Annotated in this window: 11 protein-coding genes; 10 read left to right on the top strand and 1 reads right to left on the bottom strand. The window is 50.4% G+C overall.

What is annotated here, in order from left to right:
- Positions 1–142: 142 nt before the first annotated feature.
- Entirely contained in the window at positions 143–655 is a 513-nt protein-coding gene (locus tag HMPREF3050_RS01545; protein WP_003755569.1) for a lipoprotein, read from the top strand.
- 67 nt (positions 656–722) lie between these two features.
- Here HMPREF3050_RS01545 and HMPREF3050_RS01540 read toward each other — a convergent pair whose 3' ends face one another.
- Positions 723–1121, bottom strand: coding sequence for a YkvA family protein (locus tag HMPREF3050_RS01540; protein WP_070773212.1), 399 nt, complete (start codon positions 1119–1121; stop codon positions 723–725).
- 498 nt (positions 1122–1619) lie between these two features.
- On the opposite strand from HMPREF3050_RS01540, the gene sdhC reads away from it, so the two are divergent.
- The 9 genes from sdhC (at position 1620) to HMPREF3050_RS01495 (ending at position 11374) form a co-directional block, all read left to right on the top strand.
- The gene (sdhC, locus tag HMPREF3050_RS01535; protein ID WP_003779309.1) at positions 1620–1997 is read left to right on the top strand and encodes a succinate dehydrogenase, cytochrome b556 subunit; all 378 of its coding nucleotides are present in this window, start codon (positions 1620–1622) and stop codon (positions 1995–1997) included.
- Positions 1991–2332, top strand: a complete 342-nt coding sequence (sdhD, locus tag HMPREF3050_RS01530) for a succinate dehydrogenase, hydrophobic membrane anchor protein (protein WP_003755562.1) — start codon at positions 1991–1993, stop codon at positions 2330–2332. The genes sdhC and sdhD overlap by 7 nt, the downstream gene beginning before the upstream one ends.
- Positions 2333–2334: 2 nt before the next feature.
- Positions 2335–4098, top strand: a complete 1764-nt coding sequence (sdhA, locus tag HMPREF3050_RS01525) for a succinate dehydrogenase flavoprotein subunit (RefSeq protein ID WP_070773211.1) — start codon at positions 2335–2337, stop codon at positions 4096–4098.
- Positions 4099–4225: 127 nt separating this feature from the next.
- Complete coding sequence (locus HMPREF3050_RS01520; protein WP_003678833.1) at positions 4226–4933, top strand: succinate dehydrogenase iron-sulfur subunit; 708 nt, start codon at positions 4226–4228, stop codon at positions 4931–4933.
- Between the two features lie 3 nt (positions 4934–4936).
- Positions 4937–5185 carry an FAD assembly factor SdhE gene (locus HMPREF3050_RS01515; RefSeq protein WP_003779310.1) on the top strand — a complete coding sequence of 83 codons (249 nt, stop codon included), beginning with the start codon at positions 4937–4939 and terminating at the stop codon, positions 5183–5185.
- Positions 5186–5302: 117 nt separating this feature from the next.
- Entirely contained in the window at positions 5303–6586 is a 1284-nt protein-coding gene (gene gltA, locus HMPREF3050_RS01510) for a citrate synthase (RefSeq protein WP_003779311.1), read from the top strand.
- Between the two features lie 207 nt (positions 6587–6793).
- Positions 6794–9622 (top strand): 2-oxoglutarate dehydrogenase E1 component, encoded by a 2829-nt coding sequence (locus tag HMPREF3050_RS01505; RefSeq protein WP_070773210.1) that lies wholly within the window; start codon positions 6794–6796, stop codon positions 9620–9622.
- A gap of 112 nt (positions 9623–9734) precedes the next feature.
- A complete protein-coding gene (odhB, locus tag HMPREF3050_RS01500; RefSeq protein WP_070773209.1) occupies positions 9735–10910 on the top strand; it encodes a 2-oxoglutarate dehydrogenase complex dihydrolipoyllysine-residue succinyltransferase in 1176 nt (391 codons plus the stop codon).
- Between the two features lie 194 nt (positions 10911–11104).
- Positions 11105–11374, top strand: a complete 270-nt coding sequence (locus tag HMPREF3050_RS01495; RefSeq protein WP_009312043.1) for a hypothetical protein — start codon at positions 11105–11107, stop codon at positions 11372–11374.
- Positions 11375–11562: the final 188 nt, after the last annotated feature.

Here is an 11562-nt window from a genome sequence, read left to right as displayed (position 1 = left end):
CGCCGTACTGGTTTAAAGTTAATCCACTATAAACCACCATATCGTGTAAAGATTGGAATGTAAGGCGAAAGTTGTTGTAATTCAGTCAACAGAAAAAGTCAGATTGATATAGAATTTGGTTATCTGGATAATCCTGATTATAATGGTAGACATGAAAAAATATATCCCCATCTTATTTGCGTTGGCGGCACTTGCCGGTTGTGAGACCATTTATGTCCCAAGCTTGCAAGAAGTGCCTGTCCGTCCGACTAATGTTAAGCCTAATGTTAAAACGACTAAGGGTGAAAAATCTGCGGCGTTCAGTTTGGCTTCTTCGCATTGGAGTGATGTTTCAAAAATCCGCGATGAGGCGACACGTTTGAGCTATCAGGTCAGCCAAGGAAAAATGACCAAGGTTCAAGCTGCCCAATATCTGAACAAGTTCCGCATTCAGCTTGTCGGCCGTAATGTTGTGGATGACAGCGTATATGAGGTTTATTTGCGTTCTGCCGTTGACAGCCAACGAGGCGAAATCAATACCGAACAATCCAAGCTGTATATCCAAAACGCCTTGCGCGGATGGCAGCAACGCTGGAAAAATATGGGTAACAAACCTTCTAACCCGGCATTTACCAACTTCCTGATGGAAGTCATGAATATGACTCCGTTGAAATAAGTTTCTCATTTCAAACAAAAGGTCGTCTGAAAATTTTCAGACGACCTTTTGTTTTGGATGCCGATATTTATGATGTTTTACGCAGCAGCTTCTCAGTTGCCAGTCTTGCCCGCTCTTTAATGTCTTCCGTCAGGTAAGTTTTCATCTGGCTGTACACCAAAGTAATGACGGCAATGTCGTCGCTGAATCCCAAAGGACCCAGCAAATCGGGAATGCTGTCGATAGGGCTGAGGAAGTAAACCAATGCGCCGACGATAATCATTTTGGCGCGTCTGGGGGTGTGAGGGGAGTCCCAAAGATAATACAGCGCATACAACTGGCGTACGATGGGTTCGCCCAACCGGCCTGCAAAACGGGCGAGTTTATTGAGAAAACCCGTTTTATCCAAATTGCGCCTTCTGAATTTGGGGATAAAGTTTTCCGGATCGGAAGACTGGGTGTATTGTTTTGCTTCGGAATGTTTCATAACAAGCCTCAAAGTAATTGAGTGGGAAGGGTTTGCCGTAATGCGGGCAAAGTATAAAACGGAGTAAGGCAAAGAAATGTCAGTATAGTGCAGTTTTGTGATAGGTGCTGAAGAGGTCGTCTGAAACATACCGATTGCCGGCGTTGAATGTAATGTTTTTGCAGTTCGATTTATATTCGAATTTTGTGGTTATTAGATTATAAAAATAATATTTATTTCTATTTATATATTATAAAAACAAAGATATTAAGATGGTATTGCAGGGCATGAAAGCCATATGGAGGTTACTGAACAGCGGTTAAAGCGGTATTGGTTCAATTATTAATGGATAGTGTTTTGTTATTGGTACAGTTTATGATGTTTTTTGGTAAAATTTATTAGATTGTTTATAAATTAGACTGTTCAAAATCGGATAAAACAGGTAAATTATAGTTTATGTAACTCGATGTAATTTGAGTTATTGGTTTTGATCTGATAAAAAATACAGAGGAACTGGCTATGTCCGTCAAACCGCGTCCTGTCTTTTTGGAGATTCCCAATATACGGTTGCCTATACCGGGAATTGTCTCCATCTTGCACCGCATCAGCGGGGTAGGGTTATTTATAATGCTTCCCGTTTTGCTGTATCTCCTGTCCGGTACGTTGAGCCGCGAGTCGGCGTTTGAAACTTACCGTGCCATCGTTTCCAATCCTTTGGTTAAGTTGATTTTAATCGGCGTGTTATGGGCTTATCTGCACCATTTTCTCGCCGGTATCCGTTTTTTATTTTTGGATGCACACAAAGGCCTTGAGCTGAATACTGCGCGCAATACCGCCAAATTGGTGTTTGCTGCCGCATTGGTGCTGACCGTCGTTTTGGGAGCGTTGTTATGGTAGAGCGTAAATTGACCGGTGCCCATTACGGTTTGCGCGATTGGGCGATGCAACGTGCGACTGCGGTTATCATGTTGATCTATACCGTCGCGCTTTTAGTGATTCTGTTTACCCTGCCTAAAGAATATTCGGCATGGCAGGCATTTTTCGATCAAGTTTGGGTGAAAGTGTTCACTCAAGTCAGCTTTATCGCCGTATTTTTGCACGCTTGGGTGGGTATCCGCGATTTGTGGATGGACTATATCAAACCCTTCGGCGTGCGTTTGTTTTTGCAGGTTGCCACCATCGTTTGGCTGGTCGGCTGCCTGGTGTATTCAATTAAAGTAATTTGGGGGTAAGTATGGGTTTTCCTGTTCGCAAGTTTGATGCCGTGATTGTCGGCGGTGGTGGTGCAGGTTTACGCGCAGCCCTCCAATTATCCAAGTCCGGTCTGAATTGTGCCGTTTTATCTAAAGTGTTCCCGACCCGTTCGCATACCGTAGCGGCGCAGGGCGGTATTTCCGCCTCTTTGGGCAATGTGCAGGAGGACCGTTGGGACTGGCATATGTACGATACCGTGAAAGGTTCCGACTGGCTGGGCGACCAAGATGCGATTGAGTTTATGTGTCGCGCCGCGCCTGAAGCAGTAATTGAATTGGAACACATGGGTATGCCTTTTGACCGCGTCGAAAGCGGCAAAATTTATCAGCGTCCTTTCGGCGGTCATACTGCCGAACACGGTAAACGCGCGGTAGAACGTGCTTGCGCGGTTGCCGACCGTACTGGTCATGCGATGCTGCATACCCTGTACCAACAAAACGTCCGTGCCAATACGCAATTCTTTGTGGAATGGACGGCGCAAGATTTGATTCGTGATGAAAATGGCGATGTGGTTGGTGTTACGGCCATGGAAATGGAAACCGGCGAAGTTTATATTTTCCACGCTAAAGCTGTGATGTTTGCTACTGGCGGCGGCGGCCGTATTTATGCGTCTTCCACCAATGCCTATATGAATACCGGCGACGGTTTGGGTATTTGCGCTCGTGCAGGCATTCCGTTGGAAGATATGGAGTTCTGGCAATTCCACCCGACCGGCGTGGCAGGTGCAGGCGTGTTGATTACCGAAGGTGTACGCGGTGAGGGCGGTATTCTGTTGAATGCCGACGGTGAGCGCTTTATGGAACGCTATGCGCCGACCGTAAAAGACTTGGCTTCGCGCGACGTGGTTTCCCGCGCGATGGCGATGGAAATCTATCAAGGTCGCGGCTGTGGCAAGAACAAAGACCATGTATTGCTGAAAATCGACCATATCGGTGCCGAAAAAATTATGGAAAAACTGCCGGGCATCCGCGAGATTTCCATTCAGTTTGCCGGTATCGACCCGATTAAAGATCCGATTCCCGTCGTGCCGACTACCCACTATATGATGGGCGGTATTCCGACCAACTACCACGGCGAAGTCGTTGTTCCGCAAGGCGATGAATACGAAGTGCCGGTAAAAGGTCTGTACGCAGCAGGCGAGTGCGCTTGTGCTTCCGTGCACGGTGCGAACCGTTTGGGTACCAACTCCCTGTTGGACTTGGTGGTGTTCGGTAAAGCTGCCGGCGACAGCATGATTAAATTCATCAAAGAGCAAAGCGATTGGAAACCTCTGCCTGCGGATGCCGGCGAGCTGACCCGCCAACGTATCGAACGCTTGGATAACCAAACCGGCGGCGAAAACGTTGATGCGCTGCGCCGCGAACTGCAACGCTCTGTCCAACTGCATGCCGGCGTGTTCCGTACCGATGAGATTCTGAGCAAAGGCGTTCAAGAAGTCATGGCGATTGCCGAGCGTGTGAAACGTACCGAAATCAAAGACAAGAGCAAAGTGTGGAATACCGCGCGTATCGAAGCTTTGGAATTGGACAACCTGATTGAAGTGGCGAAAGCGACTTTGGTATCTGCCGAAGCACGTAAAGAATCACGCGGCGCACACGCTTCAGACGACCATCCTGAGCGCGACGACGAAAACTGGATGAAACACACGCTATATCATTCAGATACCAACACCTTGTCCTATAAACCGGTACACACCAAGCCTTTGAGCGTGGAATACATCAAACCGGCCAAGCGCGTTTACTGATGCGTTTTCAGACGGCCTCTCCGTACCATTAAGAGGCCGTCTGAAAATCAAATACACCACCACACTGAACAGCCTGAACCCATAACATAAAACCATCAGGCGGTTTATGAGAAAAGGAACACTTCTCATGGAAAAAATGAGTTTTGAAATTTACCGTTACAATCCGGACGTTGATGCCAAACCTTATATGCAACGTTACGAGTTGGAGCTGGAACCTACCGACGTCAAACTTTTGGACGCGCTGGTGCGCCTGAAAGCGCAAGACGATACCCTGTCTTTCCGCCGTTCCTGCCGCGAAGGTATTTGCGGTTCGGACGGTATGAACATCAACGGCAAAAACGGCTTGGCGTGTCTGACCGATTTACGCAGCCTGAAACAGCCTGTCAAAATCCGCCCGCTGCCCGGTTTGCCTGTCATCCGCGACCTGATTGTGGACATGACCCAGTTCTTCAAACAATACCATTCCATTAAGCCTTACGTCGTTAACGACAATCCGATCGATGCCGACAAAGAGCGCTTGCAAACTCAGGAAGAACGTAAAGAGTTGGACGGTTTGTACGAATGTATTTTGTGTGCCTGCTGCTCGACTGCCTGTCCGTCGTTCTGGTGGAATCCCGACAAATTCGTCGGTCCGTCCGGTTTGCTGAACGCCTACCGCTTCATTGCCGACAGCCGCGATACCATTACCAACGAGCGTTTGGACAATTTGAACGACCCGTATCGCCTGTTCCGCTGCCATACCATCATGAACTGCGTGGACGTATGTCCTAAACACTTGAATCCGACCCGTGCCATCGGTAAGATTAAAGAAATTATGTTGAAACGAGCCGTTTAAGAAATGATGGTTTTTGACGATATTGCCAAACGGAAAATCCGTTTTCAAACCCGCCGGGGATTATTGGAGTTAGATTTGATTTTCGGCAGGTTTATGGAAAAAGAATTCGAGCATTTGAGCGATAAAGAGCTGTCCGAGTTTTCCGAAATCCTTGAGTTTCAAGATCAGGAGCTTCTTGCCCTGATCAACGGACATTCGGCGACAGACAAGGAACACCTTATCCCCATGCTTGAAAAAATCAGACGAGCTTGACGTATTGGAAATCCGCCTGCCTTTCGGCGGATTTCTAGGATACGGAGGTCGTCTGAAAATAAAGACCGTGCTGCATAGGCAGCAACGAAAGCCCCAACCTACAAAGGAGCGATAAATATGTCCAAATCAATTAAACTCAACGTACCCAATCAAGAGGATTTAGAACTGCCCGTATTGGAAGCGAGCATCGGTCATGACGTGGTCGATATCCGCGCACTGACGAAAAACACAGGCTTATTCTCATTCGACCCCGGGTTCGTTTCAACAGCAAGCTGCGAATCCAAAATCACTTATATCGACGGCGACAAAGGTCTGCTGTATTACCGTGGTTATCCCATCGAACAACTCGCCGAAAAATCCGATTATTTGGAAGTCTGCTACCTGCTGATTTACGGCGAACTGCCGACGCCTGAGCAAAAGGCAGAATTTGACAATACCGTCCGCCGTCATACGATGGTGCATGAACAGCTGACTTGGTTCTTCCGCGGCTTCCGTCGCGATGCGCATCCGATGGCGATGATGGTCGGCGTGGTTGGTGCATTGTCTGCGTTCTATCAAGACAGTCTGGACATTACGAACCCCGAACACCGCAAAATCGCAATTTACCGTCTGATTTCCAAAATTCCGACGATTGCGGCGATGTGCTACCGCTACTCCAACGGTCTGCCGTTCAATTATCCGAGAAATAACCTCTCTTATTCCGAAAATTTCATGCACATGATGTTTGCCACACCATGTGAAGACTACAAACCCAATCCTGTATTGGCACGCGCGCTCGACCGCATCTTTATCCTTCATGCCGACCACGAGCAAAACGCATCGACTTCGACCGTCCGTCTGGCAGGTTCTTCAGGCGCGAACCCGTTTGCCTGTATCGCTGCCGGTATTGCCTGTCTGTGGGGTGCGTCCCACGGCGGTGCGAACGAAGCCGTTTTGAAAATGTTGGACGAAATCGGCGATGTGTCCCGTGTTGCCGAATATATGGAAGGTGTGAAACAGCGTAAATACCGCCTGATGGGCTTCGGACACCGCGTGTACCGCAATATGGATCCGCGTGCCAGCATTATGCGCGAGACCTGTTATGAAGTGCTGAAAGAATTGGGCTTGGAAGACAGTCCGAAATTCAAGCTGGCAATGGAATTGGAACAAATTGCCCTGAAAGACCCGTTCTTCGTGGAGCGCAAGCTGTACCCCAACGTAGACTTCTACTCTGGTATTGTTCTGTCCGCACTGGGCATTCCGACCGAAATGTTTACCGTCATCTTCGCCCTGTCGCGCAGCGTGGGCTGGATTTCGCACTGGCATGAAATGATCGGCGATCCTTCGCTGAAAATCGGCCGTCCACGCCAACTTTATACCGGTGCGGAACGCCGAGATTATGTGCCGGCGGATAAACGCTGAAAATCGGTATATTAATATGTTGTCGGAACTTCATTTGAGAAAGCCGAATAGTTTTTTTAAATAAGTTTGTCTGCAGCAAACGAAACAGATACAAGTAATTTGGCTGGAAATAGGGTAGAATGAAGTGTCATTTCAAACGGCATGGATTCCGTTGAAACACATGGAATTCTACCCTTTGTTTATATTTTAAAGAAAAGAGCTCGCGTCATGATGGATGAAAAACTCAATTTTTCTTATCTGTTCGGTTCAAATGCTCCCTACATCGAGGAGTTGTATGAGAATTTCCTGGAAAACCCCAATTCGGTCGATGAAAAATGGAAGCAGTATTTCACCGACTTAAGCAAGCAGCCCGGTGCAGCGGATGTTGATATCGCCCATGCGCCGATCCGTGAATCCTTCGCCAATTTGGCAAAAACCAAATCGACAGCGGCTATTGCCGGCGGTATGGACGAAGCCATGATGAAGAAACAGGTCGGCGTACTGCGGTTGATTTCTGCTTACCGTATTCAAGGTGTGGGCGCCGCACAGCTTGACCCGCTCAAACGTATCCCTCCACGCAACATTGAAGCCCTCGATCCCAAATTCCACGGACTGAATGATGCCGATATGGCGGTTCAGTTCAATATGGGCGAGGGCGATTTTTCCGGCCAAAGCAAACTGCCTCTGTCCCAAATCATCAGCAACCTCAAGCAAACCTACTGTGGCCACCTCGCATTGGAATACATCTACATTCCCAATACCGAAGAGCGCCGCTGGTTGCGCAATTATTTTGAGGATGTGCTGTCCACCCCGAGTTACAGTGCCGAACAGAAACGCCGCATCCTGAAAGAAATGACCGCTGCCGAGACTTTGGAGCGTTATCTGCATACCAAATACGTCGGTCAGAAACGCTTCGGCGTAGAAGGCGGCGAGAGCGTGATTGCCGGTCTGAATTACCTGATTCAAAACGCAGGTAAAGACGGTGTCGAAGAAGTCATCATCGGTATGGCACACCGAGGTCGTCTGAATGTCTTGGTCAACATTTTGGGCAAGAAACCGGGCGATTTGTTTGCCGAATTTGAAGGCCGTGCCGAAATCAAGCTGCCTAGCGGCGACGTAAAATACCACATGGGTTTCAGCTCCGACATCGCTACGCCGAACGGTCCGATGCACGTTTCTTTGGCGTTCAACCCGTCTCACTTGGAAATCGTCAATCCTGTCGTTGAAGGTTCTGCACGCGCCAAACAAAAACGTCTGGGCGAAAACGGCCGCGACAAAGTATTGCCCGTATTGATTCACGGCGACTCTGCATTTGTCGGCTTGGGCGTCAACCAAGCGACGTTCAATCTGTCCAAAACGCGCGGCTATACCACCGGCGGTACGGTCCACATCGTCATCAACAACCAAATCGGCTTCACCACCTCCGATACCCGCGACACCCGTTCGACCGTGCATTGTACCGACGTGGCGAAAATGGTTTCCGCCCCGGTCATCCATGTCAACGGCGACGATCCGGAACGCGTTTGCTTCGCCATCCAAGCCGCTTTGGACTACCGTAAGAAATTCAACAAAGATATCGTGATCGATGTCGTCTGCTACCGCAAATGGGGTCACAACGAGGGCGACGATCCGACCCTGACCCAGCCGATGATGTACAAAAAAGTATCGCAACACCCCGGTGCGCGTGCTTTGTACACCGAACAACTGATTGCAGAAGGCGTGGTAACGCAGGCGGAAGCCGACGGCTATATCCAAGCCTACCGCGATGCTTTGGACAAAGGCGAACACGTCGAGCAAACAACGTTGAGCAATTTCCAACGCACGCAAATCGACTGGAGCAAATACCAAGGCAAAGACTGGCGCGAAGACGTGGAAACCGGCCTGCCCGCTGCCGACATCGAGCGTCTTGCCGAGAAATTTACCGCTGTCCCCGAAGGCTTTGCACTGCATCCGACTGCCAAACGTGTGCTCGAAGCGCGCAAAGGCATGGCTGCGGGCAGTCAGCCGATTGACTGGGGTATGGCGGAAACCCTTGCATACGCCAGCCTGGTCACCAAAGGCCACGGCGTGCGCATTTCCGGCGAAGACTCCGGACGCGGTACGTTCTCGCACCGCCATGCCGTATTGCACGACCAAAAACGCGAAAAATGGGATGACGGCACTTATGTACCGCTGCGCAATATGGGCGAAGGTGCAGGCGAATTCCTCGTCATTGACTCTATCTTGAATGAAGAAGCGGTCATGGCGTTCGAATACGGTTTCGCCTGCTCCGCGCCCGACAAACTGACTATTTGGGAAGCGCAGTTCGGCGACTTTGCCAACGGTGCGCAAGTGACCATCGACCAATTCCTGTCGTCCGGCGAAACCAAATGGGGACGTTTGTGCGGTCTGACCACCATCCTGCCGCACGGTTACGACGGTCAAGGTCCGGAACACTCATCCGGCCGCGTAGAACGCTGGTTGCAGCTCTGCTCCGAACACAATATGCAAATCATCATGCCATCTGAAGCGTCGCAAATGTTCCACCTGCTGCAACGCCAAGTCTTGGGTTCGTACCGCAAACCGCTGGTGATTTTCATGTCCAAACGCCTGTTGCGCTTCAAAGGCGCGATGAGTCCGTTGGAAAACTTTACCGAAGGTTCGCGCTTCCGTCCCGTTATCGGCGATACCGCCGAGCGTGGCAACAATGAAAGCGTGAAACGCGTGATTCTTTGCGCCGGACAGGTTTACTACGATTTGGAAGCAGGCCGTGCCGAGCGCAAACTGGAAAACGATGTCGCCATCGTCCGCGTCGAGCAGCTTTATCCGTTCCCATACGACGAGGTGCGCGTAGAGTTGGAGAAATATCCGAACGCGAAATCTGTGGTTTGGGCGCAAGAAGAGCCGAAAAACCAAGGCGCGTTCTACCAAATCCGCCACCGCTTGGAAGACGTTATCGGCGAAAGCCAAAAACTGTCTTATGCCGGTCGTCCGAGCAGCGCATCGCCAGCCGTCGGCTATATGAGCAAACACGTCGCCCAGCTGAAACAACTGGTTGAAGACGCAATGACGCTGTAACGCAATACGGTGCGGCGTTCCGAATGAAACATTTCAGACGGAACGCCCGCCAAACAAAAGAGATAACACACAACAGGTCGTCTGAAAACCAACGACCATCCGGAGACACAAAATGATTATTGACGTAAAAGTACCCATGCTGTCCGAAAGCGTATCCGAAGGCACGCTCTTGGAATGGAAGAAAAAAGTCGGCGAAGCCGTAGCGCGCGACGAAATCCTGATTGACATCGAAACCGACAAAGTGGTTTTGGAAGTACCTTCCCCACAAGCCGGCGTATTGGTTGAAATCATTGCTCAAAACGGCGAAACCGTTGCCGCCGAGCAAGTGTTGGCACGCATTGACACTGCCGCTACCGCTTCTGCTGAAGCACCAGCCGCCGCTCCTGCACCTGAAGCCGCTCCCGCCGCAGCGCAAACCAATGCCGCCATGCCTGCCGCCGCCAAACTGGCAGCCGAAACCGGCGTGGATGTGAACGCGCTGCAAGGTTCCGGCCGCGACGGTCGCGTCTTGAAAGAAGATGTGCAAAACGCCGCCGCCAAACCTGCCGCTGCACCCGCTGCTGCGCCAGCCCCCGTTCCCGCAGGTGCACGTCCGGAACAACGCGTTCCGATGAGCCGCCTGCGCGCCCGCGTTGCCGAGCGTCTCTTGGCTTCGCAACAAGAAAACGCGATTCTGACCACGTTCAACGAAGTCAACATGAAACCCATCATGGACTTGCGTGCGAAATACAAAGAAAAATTCGAGAAAGAACACGGCGTCAAACTCGGCTTCATGTCTTTCTTCGTCAAAGCAGCCGTTGCCGCACTGAAAAAATATCCGGTGGTGAATGCCTCCGTTGACGGTAGCGACATCGTTTATCACGGTTACTTCGACATCGGTATCGCCATCGGCAGCCCGCGCGGTTTGGTCGTTCCGATTCTGCGCGATGCCGACCAAATGAGCATTGCCGACATCGAACAAGCCATCGTTGATTACGCCAAAAAAGCCAAAGACGGCAAAATCGCGCTGGAAGATTTGACCGGCGGTACGTTCAGCATCACCAACGGCGGTACATTCGGTTCCATGATGTCCACTCCGATTATCAACCCGCCGCAATCCGCCATTTTGGGTATGCACGCGACCAAAGAGCGCGCAGTCGTAGAAAACGGCCAAGTCGTCGTCCGCCCGATGATGTACCTGGCACTCTCTTACGACCACCGCATCATCGACGGCCGCGAAGCCGTGCTGACTTTGGTTGCCATCAAAGACGCGTTGGAAGATCCGGCACGCCTGTTGTTGGATCTGTAAACGCCGTCAAAGGGATATAAAGCGGATAAAAACAGAGCAGTTTGAAATCGGGCTGCTTACTGGCTTTCAGACGACCTTGAAACGAAAAAAGGTCGTCTGAAAACGGCGGGATGTTTGAAATCTAAGGGAGAAAGTTTGTTGCTGCCATTTGCCGTGCAGAAGCAAACGGTATGAAAATCCATAGGAGCATATCCATGAAACCCATTTCCCTGTTTCCGCTTTTGGCTGTCGTTTCCCTGCTTGGCGCGTGTGCCGCATTCGAAGGCAAGGAATATTCCGTCAATGCCTACGACGCGCGCGGCAGAATGTTGAACAAGCGTTTTGAAATGGACAGCAACAAAGCAGGCATCCCCGTCGCCCGCAGCGTTTTGTGCAAACGCTATCCGCACGCTACTGTCCGCGTTTACAACAATTTCACCGGACAGGAAGTCAGGGAATACAGCCCGCATTCCTGCCGCCGCTGATGTGTCCGAACCAATCGGGCTGAAATTTCAAAAGGTCGTGCCTGCGGGCAGGCTTAACATACTGAAAAAGGCAGAATGAGGTTTAACTGCGTTGAAGCTGCGCTTTCAGACGACCTCTCATGCAAAATATAGTAGATGAACTTTAAATCAGGAGAAGGCGGCGAAGCCGCAGACAGTACAGATAGTAC

The organism is Neisseria sp. HMSC065D04 (assembly GCF_001815675.1).
Taxonomy (GTDB): Bacteria; Pseudomonadota; Gammaproteobacteria; order Burkholderiales; family Neisseriaceae; genus Neisseria.
The sequence above is the reverse complement of the archived record's forward strand: the minus strand, read 5'-3'. Positions and strand labels throughout refer to the sequence as shown.

Coding starts and splice junctions, on each gene's coding strand:
- HMPREF3050_RS01545 (WP_003755569.1), top strand. CDS start 143: ATGGTAGACATGAAAAAATATATCCCCATCTTATTTGCGTTGGCGGCA.
- HMPREF3050_RS01540 (WP_070773212.1), bottom strand. CDS start 1,121: ATGAAACATTCCGAAGCAAAACAATACACCCAGTCTTCCGATCCGGAA.
- sdhC (WP_003779309.1), top strand. CDS start 1,620: ATGTCCGTCAAACCGCGTCCTGTCTTTTTGGAGATTCCCAATATACGG.
- sdhD (WP_003755562.1), top strand. CDS start 1,991: ATGGTAGAGCGTAAATTGACCGGTGCCCATTACGGTTTGCGCGATTGG.
- sdhA (WP_070773211.1), top strand. CDS start 2,335: ATGGGTTTTCCTGTTCGCAAGTTTGATGCCGTGATTGTCGGCGGTGGT.
- HMPREF3050_RS01520 (WP_003678833.1), top strand. CDS start 4,226: ATGGAAAAAATGAGTTTTGAAATTTACCGTTACAATCCGGACGTTGAT.
- HMPREF3050_RS01515 (WP_003779310.1), top strand. CDS start 4,937: ATGATGGTTTTTGACGATATTGCCAAACGGAAAATCCGTTTTCAAACC.
- gltA (WP_003779311.1), top strand. CDS start 5,303: ATGTCCAAATCAATTAAACTCAACGTACCCAATCAAGAGGATTTAGAA.
- HMPREF3050_RS01505 (WP_070773210.1), top strand. CDS start 6,794: ATGATGGATGAAAAACTCAATTTTTCTTATCTGTTCGGTTCAAATGCT.
- odhB (WP_070773209.1), top strand. CDS start 9,735: ATGATTATTGACGTAAAAGTACCCATGCTGTCCGAAAGCGTATCCGAA.
- HMPREF3050_RS01495 (WP_009312043.1), top strand. CDS start 11,105: ATGAAACCCATTTCCCTGTTTCCGCTTTTGGCTGTCGTTTCCCTGCTT.